Below are 15,388 nucleotides of genomic sequence, written 5' to 3'. Positions count from 1 at the left end.
CCCACCTTCAACCTGGGCCCCACAGGTTTTTCATGTCGGCAGTGCCGTCACCGAGACGAAAAAAAGCGGCGTCATCCTGTGTGGATGACGCCGCTTCGACTACAACGGTACAGGTGGCTGTCGGCCTAGAAGTCGTAGCGCAGGCTCATGGTGGCATTACGCGGGTCACCGTAATGGCCAACACTGCCGCCGATACCCGAGTAGTACTTCTCGTCGAAGATGTTGTTCAGGTTCAGGGTGGCGGCCAGATGGTCGGTGACCTGATAGCGCGCCATCAGGCTGGCAACCGTGTAGTCATCCTGGGTGGCTCGGGCTTTGAGGCTGTTGTAGTAGAGCGACATGCTGGAGTTCCAGGACACCCCGCCACCCACCGTCAGCCTGTTCCAGTCACCCTGGAAGCGATAGGTGTTCCAGAAGCGGAAGGTGTCCATGGAGTACTGCGTCAGCTGGCGCACGCCATCGGCGTCCTCCGTGCGGGCATGGCTGTAGCTGGTCATGACCTGCCAACCAGGCAGTACCTCACCCGACAGTTCCAGGTCGATACCCTTGGTTTCGGTACCCTTTGCGCCCTTGTAGGCTTGCTGGTCGAGCGTGCCTGGCACGATCGCGTCGCCATCCTGCACCGCCAGGTTGTCACGCTTGACCAGGAACAATGCCGTACTGGCGTTCAGACGCCCGTCGTAGAACGCCCCTTTCCAGCCTACTTCGTAGTTGCTGCCTATGACAGGGCCAATGACCGAACCGTTACGATCGAGGTTGGATTGTGGCTTGAAGATATCGGTATAGCTGGCGTACACCGATTGCTCGGGGGTCAGGTCATAGATGATGCCCGCGTACGGTGTTACTTCACCACGCTCGTGCATTTTGACGTTCGTAGTAGGCCAGTAGTAATAGTCGTAGTCATAGTCGGAGGTGCGCGCGCCCACGATTACGTTGAGGTCGTCCATCAGGTTGAACTTGAATGCCGCGTAGGCGCCTCGCTGGCTGCTCTTGATGTCGAGAATTTCCCCCAGTGCGCCAGTATCGGTAGGCCGAGGCAGGTAGTTGTCCCAGTCATAGAAGTTGACGGTTGTGTTGCCTACGTCATAACCGGTGTGATCGTTCTTGTAATCCTGATAGTTGAAACCGGTGATGAACTCGTGGGTGCGCCCGAACAGGGAAAAAGGCCCCTGCAGCGTCAGGTCCAGGCCGCGCTGGGTCTGGTCGGCTTCAGCGTTGTAACGCAACATTCGCGCAGCGCCGGTTTCTTCATTGATCCACGCTCGGCCCGAAGAGGTCTGATAAGAGCCGTTGTAGTTATCGCGATTGGAATCCATGTAGTTCGCGGCCAGCTTGAGTTGCCAGTCATTGGCGAAAGTGTGCTCGGCGGCCATGAAATAGTTGGTGGTTTCCAGCTCGTCGTACATCCAGCGGGCGCCGGAGCTGGTCGAGCGGGAGAAGTTGGTCTGCTTGCCGTTGGTGAACAACAGCGGCACACCCGGTGAACCGGTGGCCTTGAACTTCTGGTAATCGACGCCGAAACGCACCAGGGTGGCGTCGTTCAGGTCCGCTTCGAGAACACCGTAGAGAATGTCCTTGTCTTCCTTGTACCAGTCGCGAAAGCTGCCGCTTTTCTGCTTGGCCGCCACCATGCGCCCGCGCAGGTTGCCGCCCTCGGTCAAGGGGCCGGAAACATCGACTTCGCTGCGGTAGGAGTCCCAGGAGCCGACAGTGCCCTGGATGTGCGACTGGAATTCGCGGGTCGGGCGTTTGCGAATGAGGTTGACCACACCGCCGGGTTCACCGGCGCCGGTCATCAGGCCGGTGGCGCCGCGGACGATTTCGACGCGGTCGTAAATGGTCATGTCCAGCAAGGTGCTGGGCATGTTGCGGGTCTGGTTTTCCTGGGTGGTGGTCACGCCGTCAAGCTGGTAGGTGTTGATGGCACTGCCGCGGGAGTAGATGTTGTAGCGCAGGCCACCGTCCTGGGACATGGTGATGCCCGGTGTCTGGTTCAGCACCTGGGTCACGCTGTTGAGCTGCTGGTCGTCCATGCGCTGGCGGGTGATCACACTGATCGACTGGGGCGTCTCACGTATCGACAGGTTCATCTTGGTGGCAGTGTTGGTGACACCGGTGGTGTAGGAGCCCGTGCCTTCGGTGGTGGCACCAAGGCCCACGCTATTGACGTTGGTCGCCGAAAGCTCGACCTGGCCGGCCTGTGCGCCCGAACTGGCCGTCACCGTCACGGTGTTGCCATCGATCTGGTAACGCAGCCCGGTGCCTTGCAGCAGTGTCCGCAGCGAAGACTGCAGGTCATGCCGGCCCTTGAGGGCCGTGGAGCGCAGCCCATTGATGTCCTCCGGGCTGTACAGCAACTGGGTATCGGTCTGCCTGGCCAGTGCCTGCAACGCCGAGTTCATCGACTGCGCGGGAATGTCCAGGGTCCACTCCTGTGCCTGCACCTGGGCAACCATCGCAGCGGATATCGCCAGGCCCAGGCCGATGCGGGTTAACGCGCGCTGGGGGCGAAGGGAATGACTAATCAGTAATGCTTTGGCAAGCGGGTTGAGCGGGCCGGGGAGGGACTTGGACATCTATTGCGGTCTCGTTGGCAGAGGGTTTTTTTCTATGTCAGCTATAGGACGCAGCACCTGTGAAAAACCGGAACGATTCTTATTGGCGATTTTTTTGCCCGGTGCTGCGTTAACCGCGTCACAACTTCACAGTTCGCGTGCTACGCGAAAGCCGAGGAAGTCACCGCGGGTGGTCTTGAGGCGGTCGTTGCGGTTGGCCGAGCGGGAGAAGATCGGCGGTTCGCCCCAGTCGTTGCCGCGCATGTGCGCGCGGATGCACTTGGGGTCCTGGATCCAGGCGCTGCCGTCGGTGGGGGCGCCTTCGTAGCTGTCGTGGTAGCAGTCGGCGACCCATTCGTAGACGTTGCCGTGCATGTCGTACATGCCGAAGGCATTGGGCGGGTAGCTGCCCACCGGGGCGGTGAAGGCATGACCATCCTTGGGGCCATAGGTATTGGCGTGCTTGCTGATCTCGTACTTGCCCGGTTCGTCGAAGGGGAAGGGGAACGGGCCGCTGGAGCCACCACGGGCGGCATATTCGCGTTCGGCTTCGCTGACCATGCGGTAGGGTTTGCCGGTGGTTTTTGCCAGCCATCGGGTGTAGGCCTGTACTTCGTCGTAGTCGACGCACACCGCCGGCTGGCGGGGGCCTTGCTTGTAGCTGGGCTTGCTGGCTTCGCACCAGCGGCCTGGGCGGTCGTCGCCGCTCTTGATGACGGTGCCGGTGGCCTTGATGTAGGCGTCCAGTTCGCCGGCGGTGACCTGGTAGCGGCTCATGGCGAAGGGCTTGGCGAAGGTCACGGTGTGCAGCGGGCCCTCGTCGGGCTGGCGGCCCACTTCGTCGTCGGGGGCACCCATCACGTAGCTGCCGGCGGGCAGCACGACCATCTCGGGGCAGTCCTTGCAGTCTTTGAACACGTCGCCGGGCTTGGCGGCGTGGGCGTAGGCGCTGACCAGCAGCAGGCAGGTGACCTGGGCTGGCCGGTGGAGCCAGGCGGATACGTTCATCGGTGGTCCTCGAAACGGGTGAATGCGGGCTGCGTTTCGCATTCAGACGAATCGGGGGGGTGAGAAATTAACCAACATCCATGGTGGCGCGGTCTTTTTGTAGGAGCGGCCTTGTGTCGCGAAAGGGGCGCGCAGCGGCCCCACACACTCAGCTTCGCCGCAGATATTGCTGGGGCCGCTCTGCGGCCCTTTCGCGACACAAGGCCGCTCCCACAAAAGCTGTTTGCAAGGCATGGGGCACCGGGCTATAGTCCAGCCCACTGTTCTCTTCCCGAAGACCTGTTCATGCCAGCCAGCCCTTCCACCACAAGCTTTGCCATCGCGCCAGTCGCGGGCATGGTCGTGCGTGGCTGCCAGCAGCCGGCGATGATCAGTCACTATCCACCACCACCTGTCAGTGGCGTCGTAGGCGGCGTAGCTCCGCCTGCTTGCGTGGTCGTGCTGGGCTGATCGGCTTCTGGCCGCATCCCTTCGTACACGCAACCTACTGAACACGGTCGGCGACTTCCCACGCTGAAGCACACGCCGTCCGTCTGGCTTATTCGCCTTGAATCAGGTGGCAATACATGTCTGTCTTTAGCAAAGCATCCGTGGCCTCGGCGGCCACTACCAGCCTGTTCGTCCTGCTGTGGAGCAGCGGGGCGATCGTTTCCAAACTTGGCCTGGCACACGCCAGCCCGTTCGCCTTCCTGCTGTTGCGCTCGGCGCTGGCCCTGGCCGGCCTGCTGTTGATCGGCCCGTTGCTGGGGCTACGCTGGCCGCGCAGTCGCGGGGCCATCCTGCGAGCCCTGGGTACCGGCTGTGTGTTACTCGGCGCCTATCAGATCTTCTATCTGCTGGCGCTCGATACCCACGTTACCCCCGGCGTCATGGCCACGGTGATGGGGGTACAACCGATCCTGACCGTGGTGCTGATGGAGCGCCAGCGCTCCTGGAGCCGCTTGTTCGGCCTGGGGTTGGGGCTTGGCGGGTTGATCATGGTGGTCTACCAGGGCATCAACCTGGGCGGGGTGTCGCTGGCGGGGATGCTGTTCGCCTTGCTGGCCCTGGTCAGCATGACCTTCGGCTCAATCCTGCAGAAGCGCATCACCGACAACCCCATGGGCACGCTGCCTCTGCAGTATCTGGCCGGCTTTGCCATGTGCGCGCTGTTCGCGCCGCTGCAGCCGTTGCATGTGGAGTGGACTGGTGGTTTCGTCGGCGCGCTGCTGTGGATGGGGTTGGTGGTCTCGTTGCTGGCGACCCTGCTGCTGTACCGGCTGATCGCCAAGGGTAACCTGGTCAATGTCACCAGCCTGTTCTACCTGGTGCCGGCAGTGACCGCGGTGATGGACCTGCTGATCTTCGGCAACCGCCTGGCGCCGCTCAGCCTGCTGGGCATGGGGCTGATCGTGGTGGGCCTGCTGTTCGTGTTTCGCAAGCCCGCCGCGCGCCTGGCCGAGGCGTAGGCCCTAGCGAAATTCTTCGGGGATGGCGTGGCGCAGTACGCCTTCCTCGAAGTCCAGCAGGCCGGCTTCGCGCTGGGTGAGCAGGTAGTAGAGCAAGGTGTCGAGCGAGCGCTGCGGCGGGACCTCGACCGCCAGCATCTTCACCGCCTGCTCGGTTTCGCAGTTGCAGCCGAAGTCGTGCAAGGCCGCGCATACCTGGTCCAGGGTTTCCGGGGGCTTGACGATCACCCGGAACACCGAGCTGCCGCTGCTGCGGCGCAGTTCGGCGAACCAGGTTTCGCCGGCGTCCTCACGGGTGCCGATCACGTCGCCCGGGGCGATGCCGTAGACATGGAAGGGAATGTTGTCGACGGCATAGCCGCCTTCCACGGCCTTGGCCCACAGGCCCTCGACCGAGGCGGGCGGGTAGCCGTTTTCGTCCTGCTCCAGGCGGAACAGCACCTTCTTGTACGCGTCGTTCATCCTGTACCCCGCTTCAGCTTCGTGCCGGGCGCAGCACCAGCCACAATGCCAGGCCAATCAGCAGGCCGCCGTACAGGTGCGCCATCGACAGCGGTTCGTCCAGCAGCCACGCCCCCCACAATACGCCGAATACCGGAATCAGGAAGGTCACGGTGCTGGCCTTGACCGGGCCGATCTCCTCCAGCAGGCGGAAGTACAGGATGTAGGCGAACGCTGTGCACAGCAGGCCCAGCCCCATCAACGACAGCCACACCTGCCAGCCACCCCAGCTGGCAGGCGGCTGGGTCAGCGCGCTCCAGGCGAACAGCGGGCTCAGCATCAGGGTGGCGCCGAGCATGCTGCCCAGTGCCGACAGACGGCTGTCCAGGCCGCTGACCCAGCGGCGGGCGAGGAAGCCGGCAAAGCCGTAGCAGGTGGTGGCCGCCAGGCAGGCAAGTGCGCCTTGCAGCAGGGCCAGGTCCAGGGCCACCGGGCCGGCGCCGCTGAGGATGCCGACGCCGAACAGGCCCAGGAAGATGCCGCAGAGCTTGGCCAGGGTCATTGGTTCGCGGAAGAACAGCACGCCGACCAGCACGCCCATCAACGGCGTGGTGGCGTTGAAGATTGCCGAGTAGCCGGCAGGCAGTACCTGGGCGGCCACGGAGTAGAACGTGGCGGGGATGCCGGAGTTGATCATGCCCAGCACCAGGCAGGCGCCGAGCTTGCCCTGGAAATCCCAGCGCACGCGGGCGGCGGCGAGCAGTGCAACCAGGCCCAGGCAGGCGATGGACACACGGAAGAACGCCGTCGGCACCGTACCCAGTTCGGGGGCGATGATGCGCATGAACAGGAAGCTCGCCCCCCAGACGGCGGCAAGGGTCAGCAGGCGGGCTAGGGCGATGGGGCTCACAGCGGTCTCCGGAGGCGGGGCAGGGGCGCGAGTGTACGTCAGGGGGCCAAGGGATTCTTGTGCTTTCTTGCGGTGTAAATCTGTGCCGGCCTCTTCGCGGGTAAACCCGCTCCCACAGGATTACCACAGGGCCGTGCATTGCACAGAACCTGTGGGAGCGGGTTTACCCGCGAAGAGGTCGGCACAGGCTCCGCAAAAACCAAGAGGCGACTAAGCTCTGTAACTCAACACCGCACCGAGGTCTTCGCATGTCCCAGCCCTGGCCAGCAGTCGAAATCGCCCGGATGATCCTCGCCGGCTTCGATGACTACCGCGATCACTTCCAGCGCATCACCCTCGGTGCCCGCAAACGCTTCGAGCAGGCGCGCTGGCAGGATATCCAGCGTGCTTCCGCCGCCCGCATCAATCTCTATGAAGAAAAGGTCGCCGAGGTCAACGGCTGGCTGCGCCAGGGTTTTGCCGAGGATGTGCTGCTGGATGTGGAGCAATGGCCTTTGGTGAAGAACGCCTATATCCACCTGATCGACCCGCGGCTGGACGACGAGCTGTCCGAGACCTGGTACAACTCGCTGTTCTGCAGCCTGTTCAGCCATGACCTGATCAGCGACGGCTGCATGTTCATCCATACCACCCGGCCCTCGATGCGCGGCCGCGAGCGCGCCGCGCAGACCCGTACCTATCGGCCGGACGGCGGGCTCAAGAGCCTGCTCCGGGCGGTGTTCACCGATTACCCGTTCGATGTGCCATACGGTGACCTGGAGGGCGACCTGACACGCCTGCAAGAGCAATTGCGCGAGTGCCTGCCGGACTGGGTGTGCAAGGACCCAGCGCTGGCGCTGGAGCTGTTCGTGCCGGTGCTGTACCGCAACAAGGGTGCCTACCTGGTTGGCCGGCTGTTCAACAGCGACGAGCAGTGGCCGCTGGTAATCCCGCTGCTGCACCGCGAAGGGCACGGTATCGAGGCCGATGCGCTGATCACCGACGAGGCCGAGGTGTCGATCATCTTTTCCTTCACCCGCTCGTACTTCATGGTCGATGTGCCGGTGCCGGCGGAGTTCGTCAACTTCCTCAAGCGCATCTTGCCGGGCAAGCACGTGGCCGAGCTGTATACCTCCATCGGTTTCTACAAGCACGGCAAGTCGGAGTTCTACCGGGCGCTGATCAACCACCTGGCCAACAGCGACGACCGCTTCGTCATGGCGCCCGGGGTGCGTGGCATGGTCATGAGCGTGTTCACCCTGCCGGGCTTCAACACCGTGTTCAAGATCATCAAGGATCGCTTTTCACCGTCGAAGACGGTCGACCGTGCCACGGTGATCGACAAGTACCGGCTGGTGAAAAGCGTCGACCGCGTTGGGCGGATGGCCGATACCCAGGAGTTTGCCGATTTTCGCTTCCCGCGCAGCAAGTTCGAGCCGGAGTGCCTGGCCGAACTGCTGGAGGTGGCGCCATCGACCGTGGCGCTGGAAGGTGACACGGTGCTGATCCGCCACTGCTGGACCGAGCGGCGCATGACGCCGCTGAACCTGTATCTGGAGCACGCCAGCGAGGGCCAGGTGCTGGAGGCGCTGGAGGATTACGGCCTGGCCATCAAGCAGCTGGCGGCGGCGAATATCTTCCCTGGCGACATGCTGTTGAAGAACTTTGGCGTTACCCGCCATGGCCGGGTGGTGTTCTATGACTATGACGAGATCAGCTTTTTGACCGAGGTGAACTTCCGCCATATCCCGCCGCCGCGTTACCCGGAGGACGAGATGTCGGGCGAGCCGTGGTACTCGATCGGCCCGCATGACGTGTTCCCCGAGGAGTTCCCGCCGTTCCTGTTTGCCGATATCGGCCAGCGGCGGTTGTTCAGCCGCTTGCATGGGGAGTTGTACGATGCGGATTACTGGAAGGGGCTGCAGGCGGCGATTCGTGAAGGGAAGGTGATCGATGTGTTTCCGTATCGGCGCAAGGGGCGGTGATCTTGTTTTATCAGGCCCGGCCTCTTCGCGGGTAAACCCGCTCCCACAGGGACCCCACTGGTTTCAAATCCTGTGCCGTACCTGTGGGAGCGGGTTTACCCGCGAAGAGGCCGGCCCTGCTTTTCCCAGTTAACCCTTCAAACACTTCAACTCACTGAAATCAGTCCGGACCTTGCTCAATTTTTCCTCCAGAAACCGCCGCTGCTGCGGGGTACTCTGCTGCACCAGGTCGACCAGCAAGCTGCGCGCCTGCTGCTCGGTATTCTGATACGCCGCCCGGTACTCCGGCGTCCACAAACTCTCCTTGCGCTGTAACAACGTCGCCAGGCGCGGCTCGAAGCTGGCGTCGTTGCGCTGGTTCATCGCCAGCAGCAATTGCTGCTGCCAGTGCGCTCGATTGGCGATCCATTCGCGGTTCTGGTCGCCCAGCGCCTGGGACCAGGCCTGCACGCGTTGCTTCTGCACCGCGGTCAGCTCGCCGAACCACGGGGTCAGGCGTTTCTCCATGCGTTCGGTACGGCGGGCGATCTGCTTGGCCAACGGCGTATCCACATACTTCTTCTGCCGTTCGCTGATGTCCTCGCGGAACGCCTCGCGCATCTCCGCCACCTGGGCATCGCTCATGCCGCGCAGCAACTCGGTGGCCGAAGGGGTGATTTCCTCGGCCACCCGGCCAATTGCCTCGCGGGCTTCGCGAGTACGCTGCTGCAGGGCCTGGTCGGTCACCTGGTCGTCGGCGACCATGCCGCGTATCCGGTCCAGCCAGTCGAGGTAGCCGGGCAATTGGGTCTTGCAGTGCCAGGCCAGGTGCTCGCGCAGGCGGTCGTCAAGCAGGGCCTTCTGCTCGCTGTTCATGGCCAGGTAGTCGTCCAGCGACCACGGCACCAGGCGGTCGAGGTTGCGGTAGGCCAGGTCGATGCGGCTGCAGGCGGCCAGGGCCAGGGCGAAGCCGATGGCGATGAGCAGGGCTTTGAACAGGCGTAGCGGCATGTGCTGTTCCTTGCTGGGGGCTGGCCAGACGGTAGACGCGACGAGGGGCTGACGGTTCCACCGCATCAGCGGTCGGGCGGCGCGCTGGCTTCAGGTGTAGAATAGCCACCTTGTCTTGAGGAACATCGGAAATGGCTCTGCTTGGGCGTTACAACAGTTTGCAAATCGTGAAACACGTGGACTTCGGCCTGTATCTGGACGGCGGCGCCGACGGCGAGATCCTGCTGCCCGGGCGCTACATCCCGAAAAACGCCGAAACCGAGGTCGATGACTGGCTGAACGTGTTCATCTACCTGGACAGCGAAGACCAGCTGATCGCCACCACCGAGAAGCCCAAGGTGCAGGTCGGCGAATTCGCCAGCCTCAAGGTCAAGGACATCAACGGTGCCGGCATCTTCCTTGACTGGGGCCTGTCCAAGGACCTGCTGATGCCGTACTCGGAAGAGGCGCGGCCGCTGAAGATCGGCGACTACTGCGTGGTGCACGTGTACCTCGACAAGCGCACCCGCCGCATCACTGCCACCTCACGCCTGGACCGCTACCTGGACCGCACCCCGGCGGACTACCAGGTGGGCCAGCCGGTCGAGCTGCTGGTGGCCGGCGAGACGCCTATGGGCTTCAAGGCGATCATCAACAATCGCCACTGGGGCCTGATCCACAAGAACGAAGTTTTCAAGTTCCTGCGCTCGGGCATGCACGAGAAGGGCTTCATCAAGGAAGTGCGCCAGGACGGCAAGATCGCCCTCAGCCTGCAACCGGTCGGCGCGGCCTTGGCCGACAGCCTGCAGGAGCAGATCATGGCGCGCCTGGATGCCGAAGGCGGGGTGCTGAACGTGAGCGACAAGAGCGACCCGGCGCTGATCAGCAAGCTGTTCAACGTCAGCAAGGGCAACTTCAAGAAGGCCATCGGCGGGTTGTTCAAGCAGGGCCGCATCGTCATCCATGACGATCGCATCGAAAAGGCCTGATCAGGCCTGCACGAAGGTACGGAAGTCCAGCTGCTCGCCACCGGGGCGGGTGTCGCGCAGCAGCGAGTCGCGGTCGGCGCTGAGGGCCAGGCTGATGGTCGAGCGGCGCTTGCCCGGGTTGCGCACTTCCATTTGTTCCTGGTGAGCGCGCAGGAAGTTGGTCGGCACCTTCAGGTGCTGCAGCTCGTCGCTTTCCGGGGTGTGCAGCAGCAGGTTGACCCAGTCGGGCTGGCCCTTGCGCAGCAGGGCCACCGGCACCTCGAACCACCACAGGTTGCGCTTGCGGTCGAGGATGGCGAACAGGGTGTTGCTGCTGGTCAGCACCGGGCGGGCCAGTGCTTCGTTGCGCCGGGCGATGGCGGCGGGTTTGTCGAGTTTCATGCAGGTTCCTGCGGGTTGACGCTATGAAGGCCTGCATTGTGAGGGGTGGCGTGTAGCGGAGCAAGGTTTGCCAACCGCCTTGCCGCTCGGTTCGAAGGCAAAAAAACTGTTGGAACGCTTGGCGAAGGCGTCGGGTCCACCGACTGTCGGCACGGTCCTTGTGCCTCCAATTGCAGGAGTTTTGCCATGAGCGGTACCAAAGACAAAGCGAAAGGCCTGGCCAACGAAGCGATCGGCAACGTCAAGCAGGGTGTCGGCAAAGTGACCGACAACGAGCGGCTGCGGGCCGAGGGCGAGGCGCAGGAGCTCAAGGGCGAGGGGCAACAGATCAAGGGCAACGTGAAGGATGCGGTGAAAAAGCCTTGATGTGAGTGACCTGTCCCGGCCATTTCGCGGGTGAACCCGCTCCCACAGGTGCTGCACAGTGCTTGAACTTGCGTAGGACCTGTGGGAGCGGGTTTACCCGCGAAAAGGCCGGTACTGGCGTAAGCAAATTCTTGCAGCATGGCCGGGATCAGCACAGTAACGGCATGGTCTATTAGACTTACCCATGTACTCACGAATCAAGCGGCGAAAGGAGACGCTATGATTTTCCCCGACCTGCGCGGCCTGCCCCTGCACCGCGTGCTGGTACGCACTGTCAAGGAATTTCTCGACGACGAGATGTCGACCTACGCTTCCGCGTTGGCCTACCAGATGCTGTTCTCACTGTTTCCCTTCTTGCTGTTCCTGATCGCCCTGATCGGTTTCCTGCACCTGCCGGACTTCTTTTCCTGGCTGCGCCTGCAATCGGAACTGGTGCTGCCACCCCAGGCACTGGAACAGGTCAACCCGGTGATCGACCAGTTGCAGCAGTCCAAGGGCGGGCTGCTGTCGGTGGGTATCGTGATTGCCCTGTGGACCGCATCGGCCGGTGTGCGCCTGATGATGAGCGCGATGAACGCCGCCTACGATGTGCCCGAGGGCCGCCCGGTATGGAAGCGCATTCCGTTGTCGATCATCTACACAGTCGGCATTGCCGGCATGCTGCTGGTGGCTGCGGCGCTGATGGTGCTGGGGCCGCAGGTGATGGAGTGGATTGCCGCCCAGATCGGCATGCAGGAGGTGATCGTCACCGTGTGGACCATCCTGCGCTGGCCGGCGATCATCATCCTGATGATGGTGGCGGTGGCGCTGATCTATTACGTGATGCCGGATGTGAAGCAGGAATTCCGCTTCATCACACCGGGCTCGGTGCTGGCGGTGGTGGTGTGGATCCTGGCGTCGCTGGGCTTTGCCTACTACGTGAAGACCTTTGCCGATTACAACGCCATGTACGGCAGTATCGGTGCAATCATCGTGCTATTGCTGTATTTCTATATCTCCGCCGCCGTTTTGCTGCTGGGTGCGGAGATGAATGCGGTGATCGAGCACATGTCGAGCGAGGGCAAGAACCCTGGCGAGAAGGACGTCGATGAGCACAAGCCCGGCGAAACCATTACCGTGCTGGGCCATGAGCACCCTGTACCGAGCGAGCATCAATCTTCCGAGCCGAACCCCCGATGATCCGTGACATTCTCAAGATGGGCGACGAACGCCTGCTGCGCATCGCCCCGCCAGTGCCCGAACATATGCTCGGCAGCGCCGAACTGCAGCAACTGATCGACGACATGTTCGAAACCATGCGCCATGTGGGCGGGGTGGGCCTGGCCGCGCCACAGATCGGCATCGACCTGCAGCTTGTCATCTTCGGCTTCGAGCGCAGCGAGCGTTACCCGAATGCCGAACCGGTGCCGCAGACTATCCTGCTCAACCCGGTCATCACGCCGACGTCCAGCGAGATCGAGGACGGTTGGGAAGGTTGCCTGTCGGTGCCTGGCCTGCGCGGCGTGGTGCCGCGTTTCAAGCACATCTGCTATGAAGGCATCGACCCCCAGGGCAACCCGATCAACCGCTTTGCCGACGGCTTCCATGCGCGGGTGGTGCAGCATGAATGCGACCACCTGATCGGCCGGCTGTACCCGTCACGCATCCAGGACTTTTCCCGGTTCGGCTACACCGAGGTGCTGTTCCCCGGGCTCGACGCCAGCGACGACTGACCTCGTTGCATTGCTACCAGGCGCTTGCTGCGCTGGTAGCGCTGCAGGCGGCCAGCCAGGGCTTGCGGCAGCAGCTGGGCCATGTCGAAGCCCAGGCGCTGGTAGAAGGGCGCAAGGTCCGGGTGGCAGAACAGCCAGGTGGGCCCGCCAGCCTGCGCCAGCGCCGCCTCGACCAACCGCCCGGCCACCCCCTGGCTGCGCCGTTGCGGGTCGACGAACAACCCGGTCAGCCAGAAGCCATCGCCTACCGGGCTCAGGCTCAAGCCCGCGATGATGCCAGGGCCTCGCGCTACCCACAGCTCAGCATCGCCCGCAGCACGCATGCGTGAGCCGTGCTGGCGGTAAAAGTGGTCCAGCAGCCGGCGTTCCGGGGCCGAAAGTTTCGAACAATCCAAATTTTCAGAAATCGCGCGCCCTGCCCTGAAAGGTGGCCAGAGGCTCTGGCCCGATATTTTGCGCTGAACTTGTCGCAGATTGTTGCATATCTGGCAAGGGTGAATGTCCGAGTTCGGGGTTCAACTATTCCGGGCCGGGAGTAGACTTTTATCCATCCCCACTGGCAGTACGAAGCGGGATCGGTACTTCGTGCCATCTTCATCGCAGATGGCAACTTCTCCGCGCCGAGCACGGCAATAGAAGTCAATCGATCAGCTTGAATGCTCAAAAGGCAAACTCACATGAAACCATTACTGATTCTTGCATTGGTCGGTATGTCCTCGTTCGCCCTCGCCGATGAGGCCAGACCCGTCTCCAGCGAGCCCGTCGCCCAGCAGTACGACTACTCCATGAACCTGGACATCAAGCGGGTGATCAACCTGTCGACCATCCCCAACGTCTGCGAAGTGGTACCTGCGACCATGACCTACGAGAACCACCAGGGCCAGGTGCACACCATTCAGTACCGGGCCATGGGTGAGGGTTGTCAGCAGGGTTGATCGGACATTTGCCTGGTGTCGATGGCCCTTTCACCAGCCTGCTGGTGTCAGGGCTGTCAACCGTATTGCAGTTCAAGCGCCAGAAAAATCCTGAATGAATATCGAGGAAAAAGTGCTATCTTTGTTTGATAGCATTTTTCGATGAACACTCGATACCGCAAGATCCTCGACGCAATTTTCCGAACGCCGACCACGGCGTCGTTGGCTTTCTCCGAGATCGAGGCATTGGTACTCCATCTGGGCGGTGAGGTGCTGGAGCGGCAAGGCTCCAGAGTCAAACTGGTGCTTGGTGGCCAATTCTGGAGATGCCATCGGCCTCATCCAGGCAAGGAAGCCAAGCGGTATCAGATTGAAGAAGCCCGTGAATTCCTCATGCGGGCAGGAGTCAGGATATGAGTTGCATGCGCTACAAAGGCTACGCCGCCCGTATCGAGTACGACGCGCGTGACGATATTTTCGTCGGCCGAGTGCTTGGTATGCGTGACATCATCAGTTTTCACGCAAGCTCGGTGCCCGAGCTGCATGAGGCATTTCGCGGTGCGCTGGAAGACTACCTGGCCGATTGTGCTGAGCAGGGCATTGCGCCGGAAAAACCTGCTTCGGGCAAAGTAATGTTGCGTATTCGGCCCGAAGTTCATGCCGCCGCGAGTGTTGCTGCCCGTGCTGCCGGCAAAAGCCTCAACCAGTGGGCTGATGAGGTCTTTGAGCAAGCCGCAATGGCCTGAGCCAGCCTGCTTTTCGCTATTTCTCGCAGGTATTCTGCCGTCACCGTGCAGAATTGTTTCCCCTGCCTGTCGATTCCTCCAGTTCCCGTTCGACCATAGGTGAAAGCACGCCGCACCGCGTGCCCAATCACCCATGACCTGTCGGAGGAACCCCCGATGAGCACCGCAGCCGAAACCGAGATCCGCCAATTGATCGAGCGCTGGATGCAGGCCGTGCGCGACCGCGACATCCCCAACATCATCGCTCCCTATGCCGACGACATCGTCGCCTTCGATGCCATCCAGGCCCTGCAGTTCAAAGGCAAGGCAACCTACCAGGCGCACTGGGAAATGTGCATGGGCATGTGCCCCGGCCCGATGGTTTTCGAGTTCGCCGAACTTACCGTGCATGCCGCTGGCGACCTGGCCCTGGCCCACTGGCTGAACCGCTGTGGCCCTGCGGACAATGAAAGCCAGTGCGGCTTCATGCGCGCCACCGTGGGCTATCGTCGTCAAGGTGGCCAGTGGCAGGTCATCCACGAGCACTGGTCGGCGCCGTTCGACATGGAAACCCAGAAAGCCCTGTTCGATCTCAAGCCCTGAGCCGTTATCGCCAAACGCACTTTGCCAAAGCCCTGGAGGCGACCATGAAATACCTGTGCCTGGTCTATTGTGACGAGGGGCTGCTGCACAGCCTGCCCGACAGCCCGGAAGACGCCGAATGCATGGCGTATGCCGAATCCATTCAAGGCTCCGGGCGAATGCTGGCGGCCGAGGCGCTGAAGCCGGTGCAGACCGCCACCACAGTGCGCATGCGCAACGGGCACATGAGCCTGACCGATGGCCCGTTCGCCGAGACCAAGGAGCAACTGGCGGGCTTCTACCTGGTGGAAGCCCGCGACCTGAACGAGGCGCTGAACATCGCCAAGGGCATCCCCGCCGCGCGGGTCGGCAGTGTCGAGGTGCGGCCGGTGCGCGAACTGCAACCCTGACAGCAATGGAGACC

19 protein-coding genes are annotated in these 15,388 nt (G+C 62.4%); 12 read left to right on the top strand and 7 right to left on the bottom strand.

Annotated elements, in window-relative coordinates; translation table 11 throughout:
* Window positions 1-125 precede the first annotated feature (125 nt).
* Together R9B85_RS05705 and R9B85_RS05700 are read right to left on the bottom strand one after the other, a co-directional pair.
* Window positions 126-2,576 (bottom strand): TonB-dependent siderophore receptor, encoded by a 2,451-nt coding sequence (locus R9B85_RS05705; RefSeq protein ID WP_112253230.1) that lies wholly within the window; start codon window positions 2,574-2,576, stop codon window positions 126-128.
* A 126-nt stretch (window positions 2,577-2,702) separates the two neighbouring features.
* Complete coding sequence (locus R9B85_RS05700; RefSeq protein ID WP_423770893.1) at window positions 2,703-3,563, bottom strand: formylglycine-generating enzyme family protein; 861 nt, start codon at window positions 3,561-3,563, stop codon at window positions 2,703-2,705.
* 285 nt (window positions 3,564-3,848) lie between these two features.
* Here R9B85_RS05700 and R9B85_RS05695 point away from each other — a divergent pair, with 285 nt between their 5' ends.
* Entirely contained in the window at window positions 3,849-4,013 is a 165-nt protein-coding gene (locus tag R9B85_RS05695) for a hypothetical protein (RefSeq protein ID WP_166674295.1), read from the top strand.
* Between the two features lie 116 nt (window positions 4,014-4,129).
* Window positions 4,130-5,011, top strand: coding sequence for a DMT family transporter (locus R9B85_RS05690; protein ID WP_133974648.1), 882 nt, complete (start codon window positions 4,130-4,132; stop codon window positions 5,009-5,011).
* Window positions 5,012-5,014: 3 nt separating this feature from the next.
* Here R9B85_RS05690 and R9B85_RS05685 read toward each other — a convergent pair whose 3' ends face one another.
* Window positions 5,015-5,473 carry a DUF4265 domain-containing protein gene (locus tag R9B85_RS05685; RefSeq protein ID WP_207876908.1) on the bottom strand — a complete coding sequence of 153 codons (459 nt, stop codon included), beginning with the start codon at window positions 5,471-5,473 and terminating at the stop codon, window positions 5,015-5,017.
* 13 nt (window positions 5,474-5,486) lie between these two features.
* The gene (locus R9B85_RS05680; protein WP_112253226.1) at window positions 5,487-6,362 is read right to left on the bottom strand and encodes a DMT family transporter; all 876 of its coding nucleotides are present in this window, start codon (window positions 6,360-6,362) and stop codon (window positions 5,487-5,489) included.
* A 248-nt stretch (window positions 6,363-6,610) separates the two neighbouring features.
* On the opposite strand from R9B85_RS05680, the gene aceK reads away from it, so the two are divergent.
* The gene (aceK, locus tag R9B85_RS05675; protein ID WP_215521068.1) at window positions 6,611-8,326 is read left to right on the top strand and encodes a bifunctional isocitrate dehydrogenase kinase/phosphatase; all 1,716 of its coding nucleotides are present in this window, start codon (window positions 6,611-6,613) and stop codon (window positions 8,324-8,326) included.
* Window positions 8,327-8,455: 129 nt separating this feature from the next.
* Here aceK and R9B85_RS05670 read toward each other — a convergent pair whose 3' ends face one another.
* Entirely contained in the window at window positions 8,456-9,316 is an 861-nt protein-coding gene (locus tag R9B85_RS05670; RefSeq protein ID WP_423770892.1) for a DUF6279 family lipoprotein, read from the bottom strand.
* 131 nt (window positions 9,317-9,447) lie between these two features.
* On the opposite strand from R9B85_RS05670, the gene R9B85_RS05665 reads away from it, so the two are divergent.
* The gene (locus R9B85_RS05665; RefSeq protein WP_112253222.1) at window positions 9,448-10,284 is read left to right on the top strand and encodes a CvfB family protein; all 837 of its coding nucleotides are present in this window, start codon (window positions 9,448-9,450) and stop codon (window positions 10,282-10,284) included.
* Here R9B85_RS05665 and R9B85_RS05660 read toward each other — a convergent pair whose 3' ends face one another.
* Window positions 10,285-10,665, bottom strand: a complete 381-nt coding sequence (locus R9B85_RS05660; protein ID WP_013973727.1) for a hypothetical protein — start codon at window positions 10,663-10,665, stop codon at window positions 10,285-10,287. It lies immediately after the preceding gene.
* Window positions 10,666-10,851: 186 nt separating this feature from the next.
* Between R9B85_RS05660 and R9B85_RS05655 the strand changes: the two genes are divergently transcribed.
* The 3 genes from R9B85_RS05655 to def all read left to right on the top strand — a co-directional run bounded on the left by R9B85_RS05655 (window position 10,852) and on the right by def (window position 12,743).
* Window positions 10,852-11,031 carry a CsbD family protein gene (locus tag R9B85_RS05655; RefSeq protein ID WP_015271319.1) on the top strand — a complete coding sequence of 60 codons (180 nt, stop codon included), beginning with the start codon at window positions 10,852-10,854 and terminating at the stop codon, window positions 11,029-11,031.
* Between the two features lie 219 nt (window positions 11,032-11,250).
* Window positions 11,251-12,210 (top strand): YihY/virulence factor BrkB family protein, encoded by a 960-nt coding sequence (locus R9B85_RS05650; RefSeq protein ID WP_112253221.1) that lies wholly within the window; start codon window positions 11,251-11,253, stop codon window positions 12,208-12,210.
* On the top strand, window positions 12,207-12,743 hold the full coding sequence (gene def, locus R9B85_RS05645; RefSeq protein ID WP_112253220.1) for a peptide deformylase: 537 nt from the start codon (window positions 12,207-12,209) through the stop codon (window positions 12,741-12,743). The genes R9B85_RS05650 and def overlap by 4 nt, the downstream gene beginning before the upstream one ends.
* Here def and R9B85_RS05640 read toward each other — a convergent pair.
* A complete protein-coding gene (locus R9B85_RS05640; RefSeq protein WP_112253219.1) occupies window positions 12,698-13,066 on the bottom strand; it encodes a GNAT family N-acetyltransferase in 369 nt (122 codons plus the stop codon). The two genes, def and R9B85_RS05640, sit on opposite strands and share 46 nt — an antisense overlap.
* Before the next feature lie 354 nt (window positions 13,067-13,420).
* On the opposite strand from R9B85_RS05640, the gene R9B85_RS05635 reads away from it, so the two are divergent.
* The 5 genes from R9B85_RS05635 to R9B85_RS05615 all read left to right on the top strand — a co-directional run bounded on the left by R9B85_RS05635 (window position 13,421) and on the right by R9B85_RS05615 (window position 15,374).
* Window positions 13,421-13,678, top strand: a complete 258-nt coding sequence (locus R9B85_RS05635; RefSeq protein ID WP_423770891.1) for a DUF2790 domain-containing protein — start codon at window positions 13,421-13,423, stop codon at window positions 13,676-13,678.
* A gap of 141 nt (window positions 13,679-13,819) precedes the next feature.
* Complete coding sequence (locus R9B85_RS05630) at window positions 13,820-14,074, top strand: type II toxin-antitoxin system HicA family toxin (RefSeq protein ID WP_112253218.1); 255 nt, start codon at window positions 13,820-13,822, stop codon at window positions 14,072-14,074.
* Window positions 14,071-14,403, top strand: coding sequence for a type II toxin-antitoxin system HicB family antitoxin (locus tag R9B85_RS05625; protein ID WP_112253217.1), 333 nt, complete (start codon window positions 14,071-14,073; stop codon window positions 14,401-14,403). Before R9B85_RS05630 ends, R9B85_RS05625 begins: the two co-directional genes overlap by 4 nt.
* A gap of 156 nt (window positions 14,404-14,559) precedes the next feature.
* Entirely contained in the window at window positions 14,560-14,985 is a 426-nt protein-coding gene (locus R9B85_RS05620; RefSeq protein ID WP_189121308.1) for a YybH family protein, read from the top strand.
* 44 nt (window positions 14,986-15,029) lie between these two features.
* A complete protein-coding gene (locus R9B85_RS05615; protein ID WP_013973721.1) occupies window positions 15,030-15,374 on the top strand; it encodes a YciI family protein in 345 nt (114 codons plus the stop codon).
* Window positions 15,375-15,388 lie beyond the last annotated feature (14 nt).

Origin of the sequence: Pseudomonas sp. NLJ1 (assembly GCF_049486705.1) — a bacterium.
GTDB classification, from domain to species: domain Bacteria; phylum Pseudomonadota; class Gammaproteobacteria; order Pseudomonadales; family Pseudomonadaceae; genus Aquipseudomonas; species Aquipseudomonas inefficax.
This window is presented reverse-complemented; position numbering and strand designations above follow the sequence as displayed.

What these genes read in the sequence shown, in the direction of transcription:
- R9B85_RS05705 (WP_112253230.1), bottom strand. Translation starts at nt 2,576, where the DNA reads ATGTCCAAGTCCCTCCCCGGCCCGCTCAACCCGCTTGCCAAAGCATTA.
- R9B85_RS05700 (WP_423770893.1), bottom strand. Translation starts at nt 3,563, where the DNA reads ATGAACGTATCCGCCTGGCTCCACCGGCCAGCCCAGGTCACCTGCCTG.
- R9B85_RS05695 (WP_166674295.1), top strand. Translation starts at nt 3,849, where the DNA reads ATGCCAGCCAGCCCTTCCACCACAAGCTTTGCCATCGCGCCAGTCGCG.
- R9B85_RS05690 (WP_133974648.1), top strand. Translation starts at nt 4,130, where the DNA reads ATGTCTGTCTTTAGCAAAGCATCCGTGGCCTCGGCGGCCACTACCAGC.
- R9B85_RS05685 (WP_207876908.1), bottom strand. Translation starts at nt 5,473, where the DNA reads ATGAACGACGCGTACAAGAAGGTGCTGTTCCGCCTGGAGCAGGACGAA.
- aceK (WP_215521068.1), top strand. Translation starts at nt 6,611, where the DNA reads ATGTCCCAGCCCTGGCCAGCAGTCGAAATCGCCCGGATGATCCTCGCC.
- R9B85_RS05670 (WP_423770892.1), bottom strand. Translation starts at nt 9,316, where the DNA reads ATGCCGCTACGCCTGTTCAAAGCCCTGCTCATCGCCATCGGCTTCGCC.
- R9B85_RS05665 (WP_112253222.1), top strand. Translation starts at nt 9,448, where the DNA reads ATGGCTCTGCTTGGGCGTTACAACAGTTTGCAAATCGTGAAACACGTG.
- R9B85_RS05660 (WP_013973727.1), bottom strand. Translation starts at nt 10,665, where the DNA reads ATGAAACTCGACAAACCCGCCGCCATCGCCCGGCGCAACGAAGCACTG.
- R9B85_RS05655 (WP_015271319.1), top strand. Translation starts at nt 10,852, where the DNA reads ATGAGCGGTACCAAAGACAAAGCGAAAGGCCTGGCCAACGAAGCGATC.
- R9B85_RS05650 (WP_112253221.1), top strand. Translation starts at nt 11,251, where the DNA reads ATGATTTTCCCCGACCTGCGCGGCCTGCCCCTGCACCGCGTGCTGGTA.
- def (WP_112253220.1), top strand. Translation starts at nt 12,207, where the DNA reads ATGATCCGTGACATTCTCAAGATGGGCGACGAACGCCTGCTGCGCATC.
- R9B85_RS05640 (WP_112253219.1), bottom strand. Translation starts at nt 13,066, where the DNA reads ATGCGTGCTGCGGGCGATGCTGAGCTGTGGGTAGCGCGAGGCCCTGGC.
- R9B85_RS05635 (WP_423770891.1), top strand. Translation starts at nt 13,421, where the DNA reads ATGAAACCATTACTGATTCTTGCATTGGTCGGTATGTCCTCGTTCGCC.
- R9B85_RS05630 (WP_112253218.1), top strand. Translation starts at nt 13,820, where the DNA reads ATGAACACTCGATACCGCAAGATCCTCGACGCAATTTTCCGAACGCCG.
- R9B85_RS05625 (WP_112253217.1), top strand. Translation starts at nt 14,071, where the DNA reads ATGAGTTGCATGCGCTACAAAGGCTACGCCGCCCGTATCGAGTACGAC.
- R9B85_RS05620 (WP_189121308.1), top strand. Translation starts at nt 14,560, where the DNA reads ATGAGCACCGCAGCCGAAACCGAGATCCGCCAATTGATCGAGCGCTGG.
- R9B85_RS05615 (WP_013973721.1), top strand. Translation starts at nt 15,030, where the DNA reads ATGAAATACCTGTGCCTGGTCTATTGTGACGAGGGGCTGCTGCACAGC.